This is a genomic window from Caulobacter sp. FV2ye17ST, assembly GCF_058680955.1.
In genome coordinates this window covers 1,241,713-1,262,239 of sequence record NZ_CM178727.1, presented here as the reverse complement: position 1 = coordinate 1,262,239, position 20,527 = coordinate 1,241,713, and the positions used below count along the sequence as shown (strand labels likewise).

The 20,527-nt window shown below is 67.3% G+C and carries 28 protein-coding genes; 16 read left to right on the top strand and 12 right to left on the bottom strand.

Translation table 11 applies throughout. The annotated features are described in order from the left end of the window. The first annotated feature begins 137 nt into the window (after positions 1-137). The 5 genes from ACW17V_RS06035 (at position 138) to ACW17V_RS06015 (ending at position 4,551) form a co-directional block, all read left to right on the top strand. Positions 138-620 (top strand): SspB family protein, encoded by a 483-nt coding sequence (locus ACW17V_RS06035; RefSeq protein ID WP_492107956.1) that lies wholly within the window; start codon positions 138-140, stop codon positions 618-620. A gap of 3 nt (positions 621-623) precedes the next feature. Beyond that, entirely contained in the window at positions 624-1,094 is a 471-nt protein-coding gene (locus ACW17V_RS06030; RefSeq protein ID WP_492107955.1) for a PaaI family thioesterase, read from the top strand. 9 nt (positions 1,095-1,103) lie between these two features. Then, positions 1,104-1,874: a C13 family peptidase gene (locus ACW17V_RS06025; protein WP_492107954.1), complete on the top strand. Its 771-nt coding sequence runs from the start codon at positions 1,104-1,106 to the stop codon at positions 1,872-1,874. Positions 1,875-1,977: 103 nt separating this feature from the next. After that, entirely contained in the window at positions 1,978-4,098 is a 2,121-nt protein-coding gene (locus ACW17V_RS06020; protein WP_492107953.1) for a serine hydrolase domain-containing protein, read from the top strand. 66 nt (positions 4,099-4,164) lie between these two features. Next, positions 4,165-4,551: a hypothetical protein gene (locus ACW17V_RS06015; RefSeq protein ID WP_492107952.1), complete on the top strand. Its 387-nt coding sequence runs from the start codon at positions 4,165-4,167 to the stop codon at positions 4,549-4,551. Here the strand turns inward: ACW17V_RS06015 and ACW17V_RS06010 are convergent. Together ACW17V_RS06010 and ACW17V_RS06005 are read right to left on the bottom strand one after the other, a co-directional pair. Continuing rightward, positions 4,519-4,959: a RusA family crossover junction endodeoxyribonuclease gene (locus tag ACW17V_RS06010; protein WP_492108745.1), complete on the bottom strand. Its 441-nt coding sequence runs from the start codon at positions 4,957-4,959 to the stop codon at positions 4,519-4,521. The genes ACW17V_RS06015 and ACW17V_RS06010 overlap by 33 nt on opposite strands. Continuing rightward, a complete protein-coding gene (locus ACW17V_RS06005; protein ID WP_492107951.1) occupies positions 4,917-5,456 on the bottom strand; it encodes a DUF1697 domain-containing protein in 540 nt (179 codons plus the stop codon). The genes ACW17V_RS06010 and ACW17V_RS06005 overlap by 43 nt, the downstream gene beginning before the upstream one ends. A gap of 127 nt (positions 5,457-5,583) precedes the next feature. Between ACW17V_RS06005 and fumC the strand changes: the two genes are divergently transcribed. The 6 genes from fumC to ACW17V_RS05975 all read left to right on the top strand — a co-directional run bounded on the left by fumC (position 5,584) and on the right by ACW17V_RS05975 (position 9,233). Then, positions 5,584-6,975, top strand: a complete 1,392-nt coding sequence (gene fumC / locus ACW17V_RS06000) for a class II fumarate hydratase (protein ID WP_492107950.1) — start codon at positions 5,584-5,586, stop codon at positions 6,973-6,975. Beyond that, positions 6,975-7,424, top strand: a complete 450-nt coding sequence (locus ACW17V_RS05995) for a GNAT family N-acetyltransferase (protein WP_492107949.1) — start codon at positions 6,975-6,977, stop codon at positions 7,422-7,424. Before fumC ends, ACW17V_RS05995 begins: the two co-directional genes overlap by 1 nt. Then, positions 7,421-7,825 (top strand): DoxX family protein, encoded by a 405-nt coding sequence (locus tag ACW17V_RS05990; RefSeq protein ID WP_492107948.1) that lies wholly within the window; start codon positions 7,421-7,423, stop codon positions 7,823-7,825. The genes ACW17V_RS05995 and ACW17V_RS05990 overlap by 4 nt, the downstream gene beginning before the upstream one ends. 70 nt (positions 7,826-7,895) lie before the next feature. After that, entirely contained in the window at positions 7,896-8,666 is a 771-nt protein-coding gene (locus tag ACW17V_RS05985; RefSeq protein WP_492107947.1) for an AAA family ATPase, read from the top strand. A gap of 14 nt (positions 8,667-8,680) precedes the next feature. Then, on the top strand, positions 8,681-8,923 hold the full coding sequence (locus ACW17V_RS05980; RefSeq protein WP_492107946.1) for a type II toxin-antitoxin system CcdA family antitoxin: 243 nt from the start codon (positions 8,681-8,683) through the stop codon (positions 8,921-8,923). Between the two features lies 1 nt (position 8,924). Further along, the gene (locus ACW17V_RS05975) at positions 8,925-9,233 is read left to right on the top strand and encodes a CcdB family protein (protein WP_492107945.1); all 309 of its coding nucleotides are present in this window, start codon (positions 8,925-8,927) and stop codon (positions 9,231-9,233) included. 3 nt (positions 9,234-9,236) lie between these two features. Here the strand turns inward: ACW17V_RS05975 and ACW17V_RS05970 are convergent, their stop codons facing one another. Next, positions 9,237-9,641, bottom strand: coding sequence for a YccF domain-containing protein (locus tag ACW17V_RS05970; RefSeq protein ID WP_419317646.1), 405 nt, complete (start codon positions 9,639-9,641; stop codon positions 9,237-9,239). 199 nt (positions 9,642-9,840) lie between these two features. On the opposite strand from ACW17V_RS05970, the gene ACW17V_RS05965 reads away from it, so the two are divergent. Next, the gene (locus ACW17V_RS05965) at positions 9,841-10,689 is read left to right on the top strand and encodes an FkbM family methyltransferase (protein ID WP_492107944.1); all 849 of its coding nucleotides are present in this window, start codon (positions 9,841-9,843) and stop codon (positions 10,687-10,689) included. On the opposite strand, the gene ACW17V_RS05960 is transcribed toward ACW17V_RS05965, so the two are convergent. Both ACW17V_RS05960 and ACW17V_RS05955 read right to left on the bottom strand, forming a co-directional pair. Next, a complete protein-coding gene (locus tag ACW17V_RS05960) occupies positions 10,682-11,275 on the bottom strand; it encodes a hypothetical protein (protein ID WP_492107943.1) in 594 nt (197 codons plus the stop codon). The two genes, ACW17V_RS05965 and ACW17V_RS05960, sit on opposite strands and share 8 nt — an antisense overlap. Further along, a complete protein-coding gene (locus ACW17V_RS05955) occupies positions 11,275-12,285 on the bottom strand; it encodes a polyprenyl synthetase family protein (RefSeq protein WP_492107942.1) in 1,011 nt (336 codons plus the stop codon). Before ACW17V_RS05955 ends, ACW17V_RS05960 begins: the two co-directional genes overlap by 1 nt. Positions 12,286-12,428: 143 nt before the next feature. Between ACW17V_RS05955 and ACW17V_RS05950 the strand changes: the two genes are divergently transcribed. Further along, a complete protein-coding gene (locus tag ACW17V_RS05950) occupies positions 12,429-13,172 on the top strand; it encodes a tRNA1(Val) (adenine(37)-N6)-methyltransferase (protein ID WP_492107941.1) in 744 nt (247 codons plus the stop codon). Positions 13,173-13,310: 138 nt separating this feature from the next. Here ACW17V_RS05950 and ACW17V_RS05945 read toward each other — a convergent pair whose 3' ends face one another. After that, positions 13,311-13,874 (bottom strand): nucleoside 2-deoxyribosyltransferase, encoded by a 564-nt coding sequence (locus tag ACW17V_RS05945; protein WP_492107940.1) that lies wholly within the window; start codon positions 13,872-13,874, stop codon positions 13,311-13,313. Between the two features lie 54 nt (positions 13,875-13,928). On the opposite strand from ACW17V_RS05945, the gene ACW17V_RS05940 reads away from it, so the two are divergent. From ACW17V_RS05940 to ACW17V_RS05930, 3 genes are all read left to right on the top strand, one after another. Then, on the top strand, positions 13,929-14,726 hold the full coding sequence (locus ACW17V_RS05940; protein WP_492107939.1) for a CAP domain-containing protein: 798 nt from the start codon (positions 13,929-13,931) through the stop codon (positions 14,724-14,726). Positions 14,727-14,790: 64 nt separating this feature from the next. Further along, positions 14,791-15,111, top strand: coding sequence for a metalloregulator ArsR/SmtB family transcription factor (locus ACW17V_RS05935; protein WP_492107938.1), 321 nt, complete (start codon positions 14,791-14,793; stop codon positions 15,109-15,111). Positions 15,112-15,123: 12 nt separating this feature from the next. Continuing rightward, entirely contained in the window at positions 15,124-16,074 is a 951-nt protein-coding gene (locus ACW17V_RS05930) for an acyl-CoA desaturase (protein ID WP_492107937.1), read from the top strand. A 22-nt stretch (positions 16,075-16,096) separates the two neighbouring features. Here ACW17V_RS05930 and ACW17V_RS05925 read toward each other — a convergent pair whose 3' ends face one another. From ACW17V_RS05925 to ACW17V_RS05900, 6 genes are all read right to left on the bottom strand, one after another. Then, a complete protein-coding gene (locus tag ACW17V_RS05925; RefSeq protein ID WP_492107936.1) occupies positions 16,097-16,678 on the bottom strand; it encodes a YceI family protein in 582 nt (193 codons plus the stop codon). 111 nt (positions 16,679-16,789) lie between these two features. Continuing rightward, the gene (locus tag ACW17V_RS05920) at positions 16,790-17,293 is read right to left on the bottom strand and encodes an SRPBCC family protein (protein WP_492107935.1); all 504 of its coding nucleotides are present in this window, start codon (positions 17,291-17,293) and stop codon (positions 16,790-16,792) included. Continuing rightward, on the bottom strand, positions 17,280-17,636 hold the full coding sequence (locus tag ACW17V_RS05915) for an ArsR/SmtB family transcription factor (protein WP_492107934.1): 357 nt from the start codon (positions 17,634-17,636) through the stop codon (positions 17,280-17,282). The genes ACW17V_RS05920 and ACW17V_RS05915 overlap by 14 nt, the downstream gene beginning before the upstream one ends. Before the next feature lie 103 nt (positions 17,637-17,739). Further along, complete coding sequence (ilvC, locus tag ACW17V_RS05910; protein WP_492107933.1) at positions 17,740-18,759, bottom strand: ketol-acid reductoisomerase; 1,020 nt, start codon at positions 18,757-18,759, stop codon at positions 17,740-17,742. A 207-nt stretch (positions 18,760-18,966) separates the two neighbouring features. Then, positions 18,967-19,359 (bottom strand): DoxX family protein, encoded by a 393-nt coding sequence (locus ACW17V_RS05905; RefSeq protein WP_492107932.1) that lies wholly within the window; start codon positions 19,357-19,359, stop codon positions 18,967-18,969. Positions 19,360-19,540: 181 nt separating this feature from the next. Further along, entirely contained in the window at positions 19,541-20,443 is a 903-nt protein-coding gene (locus tag ACW17V_RS05900; protein WP_492107931.1) for an RcnB family protein, read from the bottom strand. Between the last annotated feature and the right edge of the window lie 84 nt (positions 20,444-20,527).

Here is a 20,527-nt window from a genome sequence, read left to right as displayed (position 1 = left end):
GGCGGCGCGCCTCGAACGGGGCCTTTTAACCATCCTTAAAATTTGTGGCCTCCTGAAGGGTTACCGCACCTTTGCCGAAAGGCCGCGACGCGCTAGGCTGGAACCCAGTTCAGTTCCCCAGTTTCTTGACGGACCGCATGGCCCCCACCAATCCGCCTGAAGACCTTATGCAATACGAGGCCATGGCCCAGGACGCCCTGCGCGGCGTCGTGAAGGCGGCCCTCAAGAAGGCGGCGGCTCCTGGCGGCCTGCCCGAACCGCATCATCTGTACATTACCTTCAAGACCCAGGCGGCCGGCGTCTCTGGACCGCAGGACCTGCTGGGCAAGTATCCCGACGAGATGACCATCATCCTGCAGCACCAGTACTGGGACCTGGCGCCGGGCGAGACCTTCTTCTCGGTCACCCTGAAGTTCGGCGGCCAGCCCAAGCGCCTGTCGGTGCCCTATGCGGCCGTGACCCGCTTCTACGATCCGTCGGTGCAGTTCGCCCTGCAGTTCGAGGCCCCCGAGGTGGTTCCGCCGGAACCCACCGTCGAGCCCGAGCCGGAAGCGCCCGCCGAGAGCGGTGGCGACGATACGCCCAAGATCATCTCCCTCGACCAGTTCCGGAAGAAGTAGCGCGTGAGCGACGTTGCGGCGGACGAACCCCAGGTTCTGACCGACGAGGCGATCCTCGAGCGCTTCCGCTCATCCAAGAACGCGCCGTCGGGCTCGCGCACCCTGGGCTTCCGGCTGCTGGCCGTGCGTCAGGCCGACCGCGAGGTCGAGGTCGGCTTCGAGGCCCGCGCCGACCTGCTGTGCAACCCGATGGGCCAGATCCAGGGCGGCTATGTCTGCGCCATGCTGGATGAGTGCATGTCGGTGGCCGGCATGATCAGCTCGGGCATGACCCATGTGGTGCCGACGCTTGAGATGAAGACCAGCTTCCTGCGTCCCGCCATGCCGGGCGCCCTGCGCGGCGTCGGGCGGGTGGTCAAATGGGGCAAGACCGTCTGTTTCACCGAGGGCGAGCTCTATGACGGCGAGGGCCGGCTGCTGGCCAAGGCCTCCGGCACGGCCATCCCGACCCCGTTCGCCCGGTTCAAGAAATAGGGGCGGGCGATGCGGAGCGCGGCGGGCATCCTGGTCGGCGTCCTCCTGCTCACCCTGACGTCGTTCGCCCGGGCCGAGGCCCCGTTCTCCCGCTGGTCGGCCGTGGTCGTGGCCGGCGACTGGCGCGCCCATTCCGGCGGCCCCACCGAGGCCTTCGACAACGCCCGCCGCGACGTGGCCCTCACCCTGGTCGATATGGGCTTTGATCCCGGCGCGGTTCGGCAGTTCTCCACGCGGCCACACCGCTACCCCGCCGTCGCCCCGGGCCCTTCGGACGCCCGCGCCATCCATGCCAGCCTCAAGCAGAGCGCCCTGAGCGCCCGGGCCGGCTGCCTGTTCTACATCAGCTCGCACGGCGGCCCCGAGGGCGCCCTGCTGGGCGACGTCATCCTGGGACCGCAGTTGCTGGCGGCCATGATCGAGGACGCCTGCCCCGCGCGCCCCAGCGTTGTGGTTATCTCGGCCTGCTTCTCGGGCGTGTTCATTCCGGCGCTGAAGAAGCCCGACCGCATGATCCTGACCGCCGCTCGCCCCGACCGGGCCTCGTTCGGCTGCGGCGAAAGCGATCGGTATCCGTTCTTTGACGACTGCTTCCTGTCGTCCGCACGGCAGGCCCGGGACTTCATCGCCCTCGGCGCCGCGGTGCAGACCTGCGTTGCGCGCAAGGAGGTCGAGGTCGGGGCCGAACCGACCTCGGAACCCCAGGTCTGGATCGGCCCGGCCCTTCGGCCGTTCCTGCCGCTCTATGCGTTCCCGCGGGCAAAACCCCCGGCGCCGTGAGGCCGTCCCCAGCAATAGGCGACAATAGCGCACGCCGCTCTTTGAACGCGGTGCGAGGCGCCCTAGAAGTCGGCTGAAGTCATTCAGCCTGAGGGGTCGGCCTTTGACGTCGCGCTTTTCGTCCAGAGCCGCTCTCATCGCGGCCATGATCGGTTTCCTGGCCTCGGCGAGCCTCGCCCAGGCTCAGGACGTCGCGCCGCCACCGCCCGAGGTCGCCGCACCCACGGTGTCGGAGGGACCCAAGCCCTATACCAGCCTGCGCCGCCGCATCCGGCCGCGCCCCGTCCCAGCCCGACCGGTCGTCAGCGCTGCAGCCATCGCGCCAACCGCGCCCATCGCCCGGCCCGTCGCAGGCGTCACACCCCTGCCGACGGCCGAGCTCGAAGCCTTCGTCGATGGTCTGATCCGCCGCAGCATGATCGAGGACCATATCGCCGGCGCGACCATCGCCGTCGTCCAGAACGGCCAGGTGGTGCTGAAGAAGGGCTATGGCGTCGCCAGCCTGAAAGAACGCCGCGCCGTCGACCCCGACACGACCCTGTTCCGCATCGCCTCGATCTCCAAGACGTTCACCTGGATCGCCCTGATGAACGAGATCGAGGCCGGCCGCATGCGGCTGGATGGCCCGGTCAATCTCTACCTGCCCGAACCCCTCCAAGTGCGCGGCAAGGACAAGGCTCCCGTCCTGCTGCGCCACTTGATGACCCACACGCCAGGGTTCGAGGATCGCGCCCTGGGCCAGCTGTTCGAGCAGGACTGGAAGCGGGTGCGCCCGCTGAACGAATATCTGCGCCAGGAACGTCCGCGCCGCGTACGTGAGCCGGGCGCCCTGCCGGCCTATTCCAACTATGGCGTGGCCCTGGCCGGCGCGGCCGTGGCCAATGTCACCGGCAAGCCCTTCGAGCAACTGGTGGCCGAAGAGATCATCTTCCCGGCGGGCATGACGCACACCACCTTCCGCGACGCCCGCCCGTGGCGCGACGACCTGCCCGCGCCGATGACCGCGGCCCTGGCCGCCGAGCGCTCGGCCGGCTTCCGCTGGACCCAGCTGGGCTGGCGAGAGCAGCCGCCGGAGCTGACCGGTCAGGTCGCCCCCGCCGGCGGCGCCTCGTCAACCGCGGCCGACATGGGCCGCTATATGATGCTGCTGCTGGGCAACGGAACGCTCGACGGCAAGACCATCTATTCGCCGCGCACCGCCCAGGCCTTCCGTACGCTGATGTACCAGCCCGCTCCGGAGGCGGCCGGCTGGAACGCCGGCTTCCAAGACATCGCCTTGCCCGGCGGCCGGCGCGGCTATGGTCACAATGGGGCGACCCTGTGGTTCTTCTCCAACATGGTCGTGGTCCCGGACCTTGGCTTGGGGGTGTTCATCGCCGTGAACACGGATACGGGCGCCGACTTGCCGTCGGTCGTGCCGACCGCGATCATCGAGCGGTTCTATGCGCCGCCGCCCGCCGTGCCGACCCTGCGCCCTCTCAGCCCGGACGCGGCGCGGATCTATGAAGGCGACTATCTGGGCACGCGTCGCGCCTATGGCGGCCTTGAAGGGTTCATCGGCCGCATCAGCCAACGGGCCGAAGTGCGGGTCACCCCTGACGGACAGCTCGCCGTGCTCAGCGACGGCCGCTCAACGCTGTGGAACGCCACCGAAAAGCCTAGCGTGTTCCAGGCCAGCGACAGCGCCAAGACCCTCGTCTTCGAAACCGTCGGTGGGCGCGGGAGCCGGTTCTACCCGTCTCCCGGCTTCTCGGCCTTCGAGCGGATCACCTTTCCCATGAGCGCGGGTCTGCTGATCTGGATCGTCGCGCTGTCGGCGTTCGCCGCCGTCGCCACCCTGGCGGGCGTGTTCATGCGCGACCGTCGCGAGACGCGCCAGACCCCGACCCAGACCCGCGCCAACCTGCTCCAGACCACCCAGGCGACCCTGTGGCTGATCGCCCTGTGCTGCGTGGGGGTGTTCGCGGCCAATTCGGGCGACATCGCCTGGGTGTTCTTCGGCTGGCCCAGCGGCTGGCTGGTGACCGCCTCGGCCTGCTCGCTGGTGGCCAGTGTCCTCACCGTCGTCACCCTGGTCATGGCCCCCGTGGTCTGGCGCGGCGGACGCCGGGTCGACAGCTGGACCACCCTGCGCAAGCTGGCCTTCACCTACACGGTCCTGCTGTATGGGGTGCTGGGCGTGCTGCTGGGCCTCTGGAACTTCCTGCTGCCCGTGAAGGGCTGAGCACCGCCCTAGCCGGCGCTGAAATTGCACCGTTCTCCCGCGGGAAGTCCTTTGGGAGGGGAAGACGTGTCAAAGCAGGACGGTTTGATATTCGGCGGCGCGGGTCTGGGCGCCTGGCTGGCGGCGACGGCGTTCTACGCCGCCTTCGGCGCGGGTGTTCTGGAGAGCGCCTTCTGGTTCTATGCGATCAACGCCTTCGCGGCGGCGGCGTTCGTGACCTTCGTGTTTCATGCCGCGGCGCGCCTGCGTCACATCAAGCGGGGCAAGCGCATGCTGCCGATGCTGACCTTCGCCGCGCCCGGCCTGATGGCCAGCGCCGTGGTGATCGGCCGGTTCGAGATGCTGATGCCCGCCGCCGACCCGGTCAGCCTGGGTCGCTACGGGGCCTTCCTGATGGTGCTGTTCACGGCCCTGGCCGCCTCAGCCTTCGAGCGTGCGCCGCAAAAGGCCTGAGGCGCGCTTTCGCACCAGGATGATGATCCGCTCGCGATCCCCCGGCCGGCGCTCGACCAGCAGCCGGCCGACCTGGGCGTCGTCGTGGAAGGCATAGCCCTTGATCGAGTCCAGCAGCGCCTTGGCCAGGTTGTCCAGATCCATCCATGGCGGCTCGCCGACATATTCCATGAAGATGTCGACCTCGAACTCGCCCCAGGCCGGCCGCGCGCCGCGCCACACCTTGCGGAAGAACTCATAGATCAGCGGCTTGTAGTACTTGCCCTGGGTGGTCAGGCCATCGACCACCAGGGTCAGCTCGCCGGCGACCTCGCGGGCGCGGACCTTGCCGTGATGGGTCCAGTCGGCGCCGTCCAGATCCAGGGTCACGCTTCCACCATCGCCGCCAGCTTGCCCACGGTGTTCCAGTTGCGGGTCGTGCCGGTCGGATAGCGCTTGGTCTTCTTCCAGTCGCGATCCAGCATCGACTCGCCGATGCCGTCCTTGAAATCGATGTAGAGCTCCCGCCCCTCGGCGTGAAATTCCTCCCGGCCGGTAATCGCCGCCCGCAGGATCTGCACCGCGTCCGGCTCGATCGGCGCCTTGAGGAAGTTGACCAGCAGGTGGTTGGGCCGCGTGGTCGCCTGTTCGTGGAACGGATTGGCGGCGATGATCGCCCTCAGCTCGGCCGGCGTGCGGACGATGAAGTCGGTGCGCAGGCCCATGCGCTTTTCGAGCCCGTCCTCCAGCCGCTTCTCCAGCGCCTCGCCGCCCTCTGCCTGCCCCCACAGCACCAGATTGCCGCTGGCGAGCAGCGTCTTGGCGTCGTCGAAGCCCAGGTCCTTGGCCAGGCCCAGCAGATCATCCTTGAGGACCTTGCGTCCGCCCACATTGACGGCGCGCAGCAGGGCGATGTGCGGGCTCATGGGCGTCTCCAGGCGGCTGAATAGGCCAGCCCTAAGACCCGCTGGCCCTTATCGCAAGCCGCGAACGTTGCCCTTGGCCCGCCTTGGGTCTAGACCGCGCTCGACCGTTTTTCCGGAGACCCGCCGCATGACCGCCACGCGCATCGAAACCGACACCTTCGGCCCCATCGAAGTCGCCGCTGACCGCTACTGGGGCGCGCAAGCCCAGCGCTCGCTCGGCAACTTCAAGATCGGCTGGGAAAAGCAGCCCCTGCCGATCGTGCGCGCCCTGGGCATCGTCAAGCGCGCCGCCGCCGAGGCCAATCTGGCCCTGGGCAAGCTAGATCCGAAGATCGCTGAAACCATCGTCGCCGCCGCCAACGAAGTCATCGACGGCAAGCTGAACGATCACTTCCCGCTAGTGGTCTGGCAGACCGGCTCGGGCACCCAGTCGAACATGAACGCCAATGAGGTGATCTCGAACCGCGCCATCGAGATGCTGGGCGGCGAGATGGGCAGCAAGAAACCCGTCCACCCCAACGACCACGTCAATATGAGCCAGTCGTCGAACGACACCTTCCCGACGGCCATGCACATCGCCTGCGCCGAGCAGGTGGTCCACGACCTGATCCCGGCGCTGAAGCACCTCCACAAGGCCCTGGCCGCCAAGGCCGCCGAGTGGAAGGACATCATCAAGATCGGCCGCACCCACACCCAGGACGCCACCCCGCTGACGCTGGGCCAGGAGTTCGGCGGCTACGCCCAGCAGATCGAGAACGGCATCGCCCGCGTTGAGATGACCCTGCCGATGCTGATGCAGCTGGCCCAGGGCGGCACCGCCGTCGGCACGGGCCTGAACGCCCCCGTCGGCTTCGCCGAACTGGTGGCCGAAAAGATCGCCGGCGTCACCGGCCTGGCCTTCACCACCGCCCCCAACAAGTTCGAGGCCCTGGCCGCGCACGACGCCATGGTCTTTACCCATGGCGCCATCAACACGGTCGCCGCGTCTCTGTTCAAGATCGCCAACGACATCCGCTTCCTGGGCTCGGGGCCCCGCGCGGGCCTGGGCGAACTGGCCCTGCCGGAGAACGAGCCCGGCTCGTCGATCATGCCGGGCAAGGTCAACCCGACCCAGTCCGAAGCCCTCACCCAGGTCTGCGCCCAGGTGTTCGGCAACCACTCGACCCTGACCTTCGCCGGCAGCCAGGGCCATTTCGAGCTGAACGTCTTCAACCCGGTGATGGCTTACAACTTCCTGCAGTCGGTGCGCCTGGTGGCCGACGCGGCGATCAGCTTCACCGACAACTGCGTCGTCGGCATCGAGCCGCGGGTCGACAACATCAAGAAGGGCGTCGAGAACAGCCTGATGCTGGTCACGGCCCTGAACGGCAAGCTCGGCTACGACGCCTGCGCCAAGATCGCCAAGACGGCGCACAAGAACGGCACCACCCTGCGCGAGGAAGCCGTCGGCGGCGGCTACCTGACCAACGAAGAGTTCGACGAATATGTGCGCCCGGAGAAGATGATCTCGCCGGGCTGATGCTTCAGCTCGTCAGGATCTTTGACGACCTGCCGGAGGACTTCGACGACCTCGTCGCCGAAGCCTCCGGCGAAGGTGTGCGCAACATGGCCCTGCTGGCCGACGGCTGGCGGGCTGGCCAGCGCTTCCAGGGCGACGGCGAGGCCTTGTTCGCCGCGGTCCTGGCCGGAACGCTCGCCGGCCTTGGCGGGATGTCGATCGAGACCACCGCGAATGAACCCGCTCGCCGCATGCGCCGCCTGTACGTTTCTCCGCGCTTCCGCCGCCAGGGCGTCGCCACTGCCCTCGCCTGCGCCCTGATTCATGAAGGCCTCGACAGTGTCGGCCTGCTGACGGTCAACGCCGCCGCGTCTGCGGCCGCCGGGCCGTTCTGGGAGGCGCAAGGGTTCACCGCTGACGCAACCGGCCCCTGGACCCATGTCCTGCGGCGAAGCATTCCAATGGCATGACCTGGAACGCCCAAGGCCGCACCCGCCTGCTGATCGCCGCGATCTATGCCCCCTTCGGCGTGCTGCACATCGTCGGCAGCCATGGCTTCCTGGCAATCATGCCGCCGATCATCCCGTTTCCGCGCGAGGTCGTGATCTTCACGGGCCTGTGCGAGATCCTCGGCGCCGCGGGACTGCTGATCCCGCGAACCCGACGGCTGGCCGGGATCATGCTGGCGCTCTACGCGCTGTGCGTCTGGCCGGCCAATCTCCACCACGCGTTCAGCGGCGTCTCGGTCCCGTCGCTGCCGAGCTCGTGGTGGTACCACGGGCCGCGACTGTTGATCCTGCAGCCGCTGTTCATCTGGGCGCCGCTCTGGGCCAGCGGCGTGACCGGCTGGCCCTTTCGAAAAACGCGATAGGGCCAAAAAACGTCGGTTGCAACCCGAACCAGATGTGCAATCTTGGCGTGAACATATCGGGAACGCATCGATGGTCGCGCTGGATCGCCCATACTGGATTGAGGCCCGCATTGAACCGCGAGAAGGTTGGGACGCCGAGGCCTATCCCTTCAACCTGCCGGTGCTCCGCAGCCTCGACAGCCTAGAATTCCATCCGCACGTGACTTTTCTGGTCGGCGAGAATGGTTCTGGCAAGTCGACGCTGATCGAGGCGCTGGCGGTGGCCTGGGGTTTCAACGCCGAGGGCGGGTCGCGCAACTTCAATTTCAGCAGCCGCGCGTCGCACTCCGACTTGCACAGCCACATCCGCCCCGTGCGATCCATCATCCGTCCGCATGACGGCTACTTCCTGCGCGCCGAGAGCTTCTTCAACGTCCAGACCGAGATTGAAGCGCTCGACCGGGAGCCGGGTCCTGCTGGGGCGTCCATTGCAAGCGCCTATGGTCACCGCCCCCTGCATGAGCAGTCTCATGGCGAGGCCTTCTTCGCCCTGTTCGATAACCGCTTTCGCGGCGATGGCCTCTACATCCTCGACGAGCCCGAGGCGGCGCTGTCGCCCAGCAGGCAACTGTCGTTCCTGGCCAAGCTGCATCAGTTGGTGCTGGCCCGCTCGCAACTGATCATCGCGACCCACTCGCCGATCATCCTCGGCTATCCCGACGCCTGGATCTACGAGACCTCCGAACGTGGGCTGGAGCGGGTGGAGTATGAAGACCTCGACCACGTCACGGTGACCCGCAGCTTCCTCAACCGCCGCCAGACCTTCCTGGACGTGCTGCTGTCGGAGGATGAGGAGGAATGATAGTCTCCCTATCCATGGACGCCCCCGAACGCGATGTCAGCATCGACCCGGAACTGCTGGCCCAGGCCCGGCGGCTGGGGATTTCCGTCGCGGGCCTCAGTGAAACCCAGCTTCGCCTGCACCTGCAGAAGGTCGATCCCGCCGGCGCCGAGGACCGCGCCCGGCGCTGGGCAGCGGAGAATGCTAAAGCCATCGCCGAACATAACGAACGCATCGCCCGACGCGGCCTGATCTCAGACCACTTCAAACGGTGGTAGTTTGCGGCAGTTCGACGCTTACCAGAATCCCTCGGCGGAGAGCCGCGAGGTCGCGCCCTTCCTGGTGGTGCTGTCTTCGCATCACCTGCATGGCCTTGAAGAGGTCGTTGTCGCGCCGACGGTGAATGACGCAAAGCGTCAGATCAGCGGCCTGGAGATCTGCGTCGACATCCAGAACCAGCCGCTCGTGCTGATTGTCAGCGAACTCTTCAGCATGACGGCAAGCACGCTTCGGACCCGGACGGCCAACCTCGCCGCCCACGAAGACGAAATCCGCCGCGCCCTCGACCGCCTGTTCACCGGCTTCTGACGTCTAGCGACGAACCTCCACCACCTCGCGGCCGATCGGGGCCAGGGCGATGATCGCCAGCTGGAAGTCCTTGATCGCGAAGGGGATGCCGACAATGGTCACCGCCTCGGCGGCGGCGATCATCAGGTGGCTGAGCGCGATGTACCAGCCGCCCAGGATGAACCAGATCACGTTGAGCACGAAGCCCAGCGGACCGGTGCCCAGGTCACCCCGACCGCTGACGATCTCGCGGCTGACGATCTCCTTGCCGAACGGCCAGAAGGCGAAACCGGCGATGCGCCAGGCCGCGCCCGTATAGGGCAGGCCGACGATGGTGATGGCCAGCAGGGCGCCGCCCAGCAGCCACAGCAGGCCGGAAAGCCAGCCGCCGAGGACGAACCAGAGGATGTTGAGGATCAGTCGGATCACGAAGACGGCTCCCAGCCCATAAACCCAGACCCTAGAGGTGGGGCGTATCGCGAGACTTGTCGAGAACAAGGCGCGCGCGTTACGGCGAATTCACCCCCCCTCCCCCAAACGAGGGGACTGTGGCCAAGGGGTCAAAATCGGATAGGTAGCTGCAAGCACAGGGCGCCGGGACAGACCCGCGCCGCCGACGAGGACGATCATGGGCCTGTTCCGCAAGAAGCGTCGACCGATCGAACTGCCGGCCGGCGTGGCCCCGACCCTGATGGAAGTGAAGTTCCGCGGCTGCGTGTTCTGGATGCCGGAGCACTGGGTGATCACTCGCCAGCTCGATGACGGCAAGGACTACGAGCCCTGGGTGCTCGACTATTTCCTCCAGATCCTGAAGCCCGGCATGACCGTACTGGATGTCGGGGCCAGCTGGGGCGCGTTCGCCCTGCCGGCCGCCAGGAAGGTCGGCGCAACCGGCAAGGTCATCGCCATCGAGATGAGCGCCGGCAACGGCCGCGTGCTGCTGGAAAGCGCCAAGGCCAGCGGCGTTAGCAACATGCAGCTGCTGCTGGTGGGCGTCTCCGACCGGCTTGGGACCGAATATCTGCGCCGTCAGACCGTGCACAACAATTTCCAGATGGAGCCGCCCACCGACGGCATTCCCGAGAATCTGGACGCCTTCGACATCGCCCCCGTCGTGCCGCTGGACCTGTTGCGCGCCGACTTCGGCAAGGTCGATGTGCTGAAGATCGACATCGAGGGGATGGAGTATCGCGCCTTCATGGGCGCCAGGGCGCTGATGGCCGAGCAGAAGCCCATCACCTTCCTGGAATATTCGCCGCGCTTCCAGAGCGAGATCTCGGGCGCCGATGGCGCGGCCCTGCTGACCTTCTTCCTCGACCTCGGCTATGGCGTCGAGATCCTGCATCGCAAGAAGAAGCGCGAACGGGTGGCCGGTGGTGACGCCGCCCAGGTCATCGCCCAGGTCGATGCGGCCTGGACCCGGCACGTCGAGGACGACAGGGGCACCCACCTGGACCTCTGCCTGACGGCTATTTGATCAGCTGCCATCCACGGACCCAGCGGCCCTTGGTGATCTGGCCCAGGGCCAGCAGGTAGATGCCCGCATAGATCACCGTGCCCAGGCCCAGGAGCGCCCAAGTCCAGGGGCCCGGCATGTGCAGGGTCGGTGCGGTCGTCACCCAGTCGTGGCGCGGCGAGGTCAGTTCCAGCCACAGCCCGCCGACCCAGGCGGCGGCGAACACGGCCACGATCGGATAGCGCAGGATCGGGCTGCGCTGCACCAGCAGCCAGGTCTGGATCAGGGCCACCGCAAGACCGGCCGCCAGGCCCGCCAGCCAGGGCCACCAAGGCCCGGGGACCAGACGCGCGGCCCGCAGGGCCGCCCAGCCGGGCGCCCACAGCACCGGTCCCAGCATCAGTACGATCAAGAGGAAGCCGACCAGCACGCCCACACCGCCGCCGATCACCTTGCCGGCCGCCTCGCCGGCCTCCTGGGCCCGCACATTGGGGTCGCCGCTCGGATTGGCGGCCGAGGTGGCGATGATGGTTTCCAGGCGCGGCAAGCGCTCGCCCGGTGCAGCGTGAGGCAGTCCAAGATGGAGAGGCTTGCGCCGCAGGGCCATCAGGCTCTCCGGCTGACCGCGAAGTCGGCGAGGCTTTCCAGCGCCGTGCGCCACTCGCTGGCCGGGAACATCGCCAGGGCCGACTTGGCCTTGTCGGCATAGTCGGCGGCCAGGTCCAGGGTGGCATCCAGGGCGCCGGAGCCGATGATCAGTTCGCGAGCGCGGCGGAAATCGGCCTCGGTCTGTTCGCGGCGGCCGATGGCCCGCTCCCAGAACTCGGCTTCGCGCGGCCCCGAGCGGGCAATGGCCAGCAGCAGCGGCAGGGTGGCCTTGCCTTCGCGGAAGTCGTCGCCGGCGTTCTTGCCCAACGTCTCGGTCGCGCCGCCATAGTCCAGGGCGTCATCGGCCAGCTGGAACGCCAGGCCCAGGTTCAGGCCATAGGCCCGCAGGGCGTCGGAGCGGGTCTTGTCGACCCCGGCCGACACCGCGCCGGCCTCGGAGGCGGCGGCGAAAAGCTCGGCGGTCTTGGCGGCGATGATGTCGAGATAGATCGCCTGCGAAAGATTGAGGTCGTGGCTGCGGGTGAGCTGAAGCACCTCGCCCTCGGCGATCACCCGGCTGGCGCGGGCCAGGATCTCCAGGGCCTTCATCGAGCTTGTTTCCACCATGAGCTCGAAGGCGCGGGCGAACAGGAAGTCGCCGACCAGCACGCTTTGCGCCGCGCCCCAGATCAGGTGGGCCGCGACCTTGCCGCGACGCAGCTGGCTGCCGTCGACGACATCATCGTGCAACAGGGTGGCGGTATGGATGAACTCGACCGAAGCGGCCAGCTTCAGGCAGTCGTCGTTGTCCGAGCCGGCTAGGCGCGCGGCGGCCACGGTCAGCAGCGGGCGCAGACGCTTGCCGCCGGCGGCGATCAGGTGCTCGGCCAAGGCCGGGATGACCGGCACGTCGCTCTGCATGCGTTCGGTGATCAGGCGGTCGACCCCGGCCATGTCGGCGGCGGCCAGACGCACGAGACGATCCACCGATCCCGGTTGTCGGGCGAGGGTCGCTGCAACTGCGTCCAAGACCATACTCTCCTTGACCGACGTCCACTGAACCTGGTCCAGGGGCGTTCGGGCTTGCATCCGCCCCCCAGCAGGATCAGCCGTTGCGAGGGACAATGGTGGCGGGATAGGTCACGGTCAAGGCAAGCACAAGGCCCGAAACGTTGGACGATACTCAGGTCACCGAAGATCGCGTGCTGAACGGCCGTGTCCGGCTGCGCCAAAAGGCCGGCGGATACCGCGCGGGCATGGACGCCGCCCTGCTGGCGGCCGCCTGTGACGCGGGTCCGGGCGAGCGTGTTCTGGAGGCCGGCTGCGGCGTCGGCGGGGCGCTTCTGGCCGCCGCGACGCGCAGGCCGGACGTGCGCTTCCATGGCGTCGAACGGGATTCGGACGCCGCAGACCAGGCTCGGGGCAATGCGGCGCTGAACCATCTGGCTGATCGGGTCGAGATCTCAACGGGCGACATCCAGGCCGGGTTTCGCGCTCTGGGCCTGCCGGTCTTCGACGCCGTGATGAGCAACCCGCCGTTTTTCGACGATCCGGGCGCGCTGCGGGCCCCCTCCCCGGCCAAGACCGGAGCCTGGATGGCCGACGGCGGGCTGGCGGCCTGGACGGGCTTTCTGCTCAAGGCCGTGCGCGAGGGCGGGACCATCACCCTCATTCACCGCGCCGATCGCCTGGCCGACATCCTGGCCCTGCTGGCGCCCAAGGCCGGCTCGTTCAGGATTCGGCCCATCCAGCCGTTCGCCGACGCCCCGGCCAAGCGGGTGATCGTGAGGGCGCTCAAGACCGGCAAGGCGCCGCTGGCGCTGCTGCCCGCCCTGGTGCTGCACGAGCGCGACGGGGCACAGCACTCGACGGCGGCGGAGGCGATTCTGCGAGGAGAAGCAGGGCTGGATTGGTGACGTGCGGCAAGTCCTCCCCCTGAAGGGGGAGGCGGCCGGAGGCCGGTGGGGGAAGACCGCAATGACTGCGCGGTCACTTCCCCCTCCGTCGGCTTCGCCGACACCTCCCCCTCTGGGGGGAGGACTTTTAGCCCCGCCCTACTCCGCGTAGAGCCTCAGCGCCTCGAGACAAAGCTCCAGCCCCGTCAGGTCGTGCAACGGATCGCCGGTGACGATCACGAACAACCGCCGCGCCTCGGCCCACAGCATCACTGTCTCGGGCAGGCCATAGTCCTCCACAACGCAGCCGTCGCCATCGCGCCAGACGCCGGCCTCGTCGCGCTGGGCGCCGACGAACGATTCGACCCGGTCGACATATTCGGCCTGGGATTCGTCGGCCACGTTCAGATAGGCGAAGATCGGCCGCCCCAGCCCCGCCAGCACGCCCGTCTCGAAGGCCGCGCCCGGATCGGCCGAGGGGCCGCGCCAAGGGGTCAGATTGACCACACCGGCGTCGGCCTGACGCAATCGCGCCATGCGGGCCGCGTAGAGTTCACGCGCCTCGAGTTCGGAGCCGTTCTCCGCGCTCAGGGGCGCGGGATCGGGGGTCAGGCCCGTGAACCCTGCGTCGATGCAATGGGCCCGCTGGCGCGCCGCCTGGGCCGCGGAATCGGGGAGCCAGACATCAGGGCCGGCCAGCCATATGGAACGCACGGGACGCATGGGGTCTTAGAGCTTGGTCCCGGGGGTTCCTGTCAATCACTGTTAAGGGCCGCGATGCCGCAAATCCTTCGAAGAACCCTGCTGACCGCCCCCCTCGTTCTGGCCGCCGGTCTGGCGCACGCCGCGCCGATCGCGCGCTGGCAGGCCTATGACCGCAGGCTGCGCGCGGGCCTCTCCGACGCGTCGGGCGGCGACTTCGACGACGGGTTCGAAGACACGCTGCTGGACCTCAACAATCTGATCCGCGAACGCCAGGGCGTGGCCGGGCTGCGACCAGACCGGGGTCTGATCCTGGCGGCGCGGGCCCACGCCGCCGACATGGCGGTCAGCGGCGTCTTCGACCATTTCACCTCGGATGGTTTCAGCGCCGCGGGCCGGGTCGGGCTGCTGGCCCGCGACCTGGTCGGCGCGCCGGGCGAGAACATCGCCATGCGCCGCAACGCCGTCGGCCCCGTGCAACCCGATCAGATCATGAACCAGTGGCGGGGCAGCCCCGGCCACCGCGCCAACCTGCTGGCGCGCGGCTTTACGCATGTGGGCTATGGCGTCCTGCGCCAGGGACCGCGCGTGATCGCGGTGGGCGCCTATGCCGAGGTCAGCGCCCGGCTGGCCCGACCGGCGCCGCTGCGCGTCAGCTCATCCAACGAGATCGCCGCCGCCCTGTCGGGCGCGACCCCGGCCATCGGCCAGTTCTCGGTCTCGGAGCCCGGCGGCGACGTCCTGACCACGACCTATGTCGAGGGGCGCCCCCCGTCGGTCCTGCCGCCCGGGGCCTGGCAGCTGCGCCCGCACCTGTCGTCGGGCGAGCACCGCTACCAGGTGGCCTGGGGGCCGGTGTTCTTTCTGGAGTAGCAGGAGGCTTGACATGAACCTTTTCGCCATGTAGTTAACTAATAAGTTAAGTAGGGAATTAGTTTTGGAAAAGGTATTCGAGGCGCTGGCTTCGACGCCCCGGCGAAAGATCCTAGCCTATCTCGCAGAAGCCGAACTGACAGCTGGCGAAATCGCTGCGCGGTTCGACATGACCAAGCCCGCTATCTCCAAGCACTTGGCGGTTCTTGAAAACGCTGGCCTCGTGAGAAGCGAGAAGCGCGGCCAATACGTCCACTACGCCTTGGTGCGCGACAGCCTCGTCAACACGCTGAATGGCTTCGTCCAGAACCTGTGCCCGGTCTCCACCCCCCTGAAAAACGAAAGTGCTCGCGTCAAGAAGGCGCAGGACGCAAAGCCCGAATAGCTGGAGGTTTGCATGCAACTGGTCGCCGGCTCCGAGAGGATAGTCGCTACGCCCACCTCAAATCCCGCAAGCGGCCGGGTGCGATGGGCGCCAGGCAAATCGCTGTGGATCGGGAGCATGACCCTAGGCGCGCTCATCCTGGCTCCGCTGTTCTTTTCTTGGAGCGCCTTCGCACTCTTCCTGGGGACCAGCGCCGTCACCCTCTGCTTTGGCCATTCGGTGGGCATGCACCGGCGTCTGATCCACGGCAGCTTTCAGTGCCCCCTCTGGCTCGAATACGCCTGTGTCTATCTAGGGGTGCTCGTCGGGATGGCGGGACCAGTCGGCATGATCCGGATCCATGACATGCGCGACTGGGCGCAACGCCAGTCGGCCTGCCATGACTATTTCGGGCATCGCGCCAGTTTCTGGCGGGATGGCTGGCGGCAATTGCACTGCGAACTGGTCCTGGATGATCCGCCGAGCTTCCAGCTCGAACCCCGGCTGGCCGATGACAAGGTCTACGCCCTAATGGAACGGACCTGGATGTGGCAGCAGGTCCCTTGGGCGGTGTTGTTCTTCTGCCTCGGCGGCTTGCCTTGGCTGGTCTGGGGCGTGTGCGTTCGGGTTACGGTTTGCGTGATCGGCCATTGGCTTGTCGGCCATTTTGCCCATCGGCAAGGCGACCAGAGCTTCGTGGTCGAGGGAGCCGCCGTGCAAGGCTACAACGTGCGCATAGCGGGCCTGATCAGCATGGGCGAAAGCTGGCACAACAATCACCACGCCTTCCCCGGCTCAGCGCGATTGGGCCTACATAAAGGCGAGGTCGATCTGGGATGGCTTCTGATCTGCTCCCTCGCGCGCCTGGGACTGGCTTGGGAGATCGTAACACCCGACCGGATAGCCTATCGGCCAGCGCTCCGTATCCTTCGCAGATCAAGTCCGCCGGGCTGCCCGATAGCGCGCAGGATGGGGCTCGGCTAGTGTCCGAGCCCTATGGAGTAGCCTACTGCGCGACCGCTAGGGCCTCGATGCGGATGGCGACACTGTCACCGATCGCGCCGGCCCCTGTGGTGCTGCCGAAGGCCTTGCGGCTGATCGCGCCGGTGATGGTGAAACCGGCCTGCTTCTTCTGATTGTTGGGCGCCGTGCCGATCTTGTTGAGCTTGACCTCAAGGGTGGCAGGCTGGGTCACGCCCATGATGGTCATGTCGCCGGTCACCTTGGCGGTGTCGGGCCCGGTCTTTTCCACCTTGGTCGACTTGAAGGTCATGGTCGGGAAGGCGGGAGCGTTCAGCCAGCGCGCGGCCTTCAGGTGTTCATCCCGGGCCGTATTGGCCGACAGCAGGCTGTCGACCTGAACCGTGGCCTCCACGCGCGACTTCTCGGGCGCGGCTTCGTCCAGCCATACGGTGCCCTCGGTTTTGGCGAACAGACCGATCACTGAATTGAAGCCAAACCGGTCGATGACGAACATCGTCTCGGTGTGGGCTTCGTCCAGCTTGTAGGCGACCTCGGCGGCGAAGGCCGGTGCGGCGGCGACCGACAGCGCGGCGCCGGCGATCATGGTGGCGAGCAGGCGTTTCATGGAGCGTCTCCTTCGTCATTCCCAAGCGGAACCGGCGCGGACTGTTCATCGCCCCGAAGCGTCGCGCAAGCCGGAAACGGAGCCCTCGGCCGCGGCCGAGGGCTCCGCGCGTCAGACGCCGGCGCCCAGTTCGACCAGCAGGGCGTCCAGCTGCGCGAACTGCTCGGGCAGGCCGGCGGCCGAGCCCTGGAGGGCCTCGTCGCAGGCTTCCTTGTCGGGATAGAGCTCGGACAGCACCAGCAGCGTCTTGCCGCCCTGCTCCTCGAACGTGACGGTCGTCACCGCGCCCGCGTCGCCGCTTTCCTCGTTGGTCCAGACGATGCGCGAGGGCGGTATCACCTCGATATAGCGCCCGAAGAAGGCCATGGAATTGGCGGCGTCCAGCCCGAACTCCAGGCGGTACCCGCCCCCGGTTCGGACATCCATCTCGCAGGCCCGCAGGGGAACGCCCAGCGACTTGGGAACCCACCAGCGCTGGAACAGCTCCGGCCGGCGCCAGGCCTCAAATACGATATGGGCGGGGGCGTCGAACGTCCGCGTGACGACCAGCTCCCGGTCCGACTTCCGCTCCACCGCCGTGTGGCGCCTCTGGGGAGCACTGCTATTCACGTCCATCCACGTCCTCCTTCTGTTTCAAGTCCTCGACGATCTCGTCCAGCGCGTCGAAGCGAAGCGCCCAACGCCGGCGGTATCGCTCGATCCACGCCGCCTCGTCCTCCAGCCCGCCCGGACAGAGCCGGCAGGTCCGCACGCGGCCGATCTTCTCCGTCTCCACCAGCCCCACCTGCTCCAGGAGGCTGACGTGCTTCTTCATGCCGGTGAGGGTCATATCGAACCGCTCGGCGAGATCGGTGATCGAGGCCTCGCCGCGCCCAAGCTGCTCCAGAACGCCACGACGGGTGGCGTCCGAAAGCGCGGCGAAGGCGGCGTCGAGGCGGGCGGCTTTATACTGAACCATATGGTTCATTATTGGGTGATGATGGCCGAACCGCAAGCCCAAAATGAAAAAGCCCCCGGCCGGGGGCGGCCGAGGGCTCTGACACGATCCTTGGAGAGGGACCTTAGTTCTTGGTGACGTCCACCAGCTTGTTCTTGGCGATCCACGGCATCATGCCCCGCAGACGCGCGCCGACTTCCTCGATCTGGTGCTCGCCCGCGCGGCGGCGGGTGGCCTTGAACGAGGGTTGGCCGACAGCGTTCTCGAGCATGAAGTCACGGACGAACTTGCCCGACTGGATGTCTTCCAGCACGCGCTTCATCTCGGCCTTGGTATCGGCGGTGACGATGCGCGGACCGGTGACATATTCGCCATACTCGGCCGTGTTGCTGATCGAGTAGTTCATGTTGGCGATGCCGCCTTCATAGATCAGGTCGACGATCAGCTTCAGCTCGTGCAGGCACTCGAAATAGGCCATTTCCGGCGCGTAGCCGGCTTCGACCAGCACTTCGAAGCCGCAGCGGATCAGTTCCACCGTGCCGCCGCACAGGACGGCCTGCTCGCCGAACAGGTCGGTTTCGCACTCTTCGCGGAAGTTGGTCTCGATGATGCCCGAGCGACCGCCGCCGATGGCCGAGGCATAGGCCAGGCCCAGGTCGTGGGCGTTGCCGGTGGCGTTGTGGTGCACCGCGATCAGGCAGGGCACGCCGCCGCCCTTTTGATATTCGCCGCGCACGGTGTGACCGGGGCCCTTGGGGGCGACCATCAGGACGTCGATGGTGTCCTTGGGTTCGATCAGGCCGAAGTGGACGTTCAGGCCGTGGGCGAACAGCAGGGCCGCGCCGTCACGGATGTTGGGGGCGATGTCGGTCTTGTAGATCGCGGCCTGATGCTCGTCGGGCGCCAGGATCATGATCAGGTCGGCCCAGGCGGCGGCTTCGGCCACGGTCATGACCTTCAGGCCTTCGCCCTCGGCCTTCTTGGCGGTGGGCGAACCGGCGCGCAGGGCGACGGCGACGTTCTTGGCGCCCGAGTCGCGGAGGTTGAGGGCGTGCGCGTGACCTTGCGAACCATAGCCTACGATCGCGATCTTCTTGTCGAGGATGCGGGCGAGGTCGGCGTCGCGATCATAATAGACGCGCATGATTTATTCTCCGGACTGGTCAATCAGGGCCGCCTGGCGCAACGGCGAAGCGACAAAGGCCGGGCGTTTGAGCGTTTTTTTGCCGTTTCGTCAAGGCGACGACGACAGAACGTTGTGACGCAAATGCCTCGGCGACGCGGTTTTAACCGGTTGGGCGTTGTTTGCCCATGAGCCAGTCCGCCGCCAGCAGAGGCGAGCGGCGTCCTGTCAGTCGCGCCGCCACGGAAACAGCCCCCTGAGGCGCTCATCCCGTAGCCACAGGCCGCCCCACAGGAACAGCCCCAGATACAGGCCAAACAGTTCATGGCTGAACAGCGGGTTCTCGACCCGCACCTGGGTCGCCATGGCGCCGCCCAGCAGACCGGTCATCAGGATCGCGCCCAGAAGACTGGTACGCGGGATGAGATAGAGGACCAGAAAGGTCAGCTCCATGATCCCGATCATCAGGACATAGCCCGGCTTCCAGCCCAGCGAGACCAGGGTGTCGGCCGCGATCGGCATGCCGGCCAGCTTGGGCGCGATCGAGGCGCCCAGCATGAAGAGGGCGAAGAGGCCGGTCAGGACGCGTCCGGTCCAGACCATGGGAGAGGCTTTCAACATCGTCGTTCCTTTCGATGCCGGCGCGCGGCGATGCCCCAGGACGATCGCCGATCGCCAAGGCCGACATCTCCCGATCGAAAGATGCATCGGAACCGTCCCGACCTCGAAGCCAGCGATCCGAAAACGAAAAACCCGGCGGACCTGATGATCCGCCGGGCTCTTCTGTCGTCAGGGTAATCGCTTACCAGAACAGGTCGTAATAGACGCTCAGCACCTGGCCGGACCAGACGTCGACCAGGATGGCATTGTCGCCGACCCGGACCCATTCGCAGCCGATGGGCGGGTTGGGCAGGCCATAGCGGAACCAGTCCAGATAGTACGAGGCCGAATACCAGCCGCCCGGCAGATAGTCGCCAAACGACCAGCTGCGGACATACCAGCCGCGCGGATAGCGATAGGCGCCGACCCGGTAGCGTTGCGAGGCGTGGAAGCTGGGGCGATAGCGGCGCTGGTCGTAGTGCGAGCGGCCATTGTCGCGGTCGCGATACTGCCCGCCCTGCCCCGGCCGACCACGGTCGTAGCCGCCCCGATCATCGCGGCCTCTGTCGTCACGGCCGCGATCCCAGCCGCGATCCCAACCGCCATTGCGATCCTGACCGCCACGGTTCCATTCCTGGCCGCCGCGATTGTCGCCGCCGCCGGGCCGACCCTGGTCGCCCCGGCCTTGATCGGGACGACCCTGGTCTCCACGACCTTGGCCCCGATCCGGGCCGCCACGATCCGGGCGATCGCCTCGGTCGCCGCGATTCCAGTCGGGCCGGCCGCCCGGCTGTTGCGCCTGGGGAGCGGGCGAAGGCTGCGGGGGCGTCGGCGCCTGGGGCGCGGGGCGAGCGCCGCCGCCGGCGTTCCAGTCGGGCCGACCGCCACCGCGATCGCCGCGGTCGCCACGTGGCTGCCCCCGGTCCTGACCGCCCTGACGTTCGCCGCCTTGACGGCCGCCGCCACGGTCGCCACCGCCGCGATCACCGCGCGGGCCATCCTGCCGCTGCTCGCGCTGGGCGACCACCGCCGCAGCGGACCCGGCTTCCGCCGCCGCGCCGCCCAATAGCGACAAGGCCATGGCGGTCGAGATCAGACGCTTCATTTCGTGCTCCAAGGGGCCTTGTGCGCGGCCCCGGCTTTGTCCCTTGATAGCAACATCGGCTGTCGCGGATGAACCGCGTTTGAA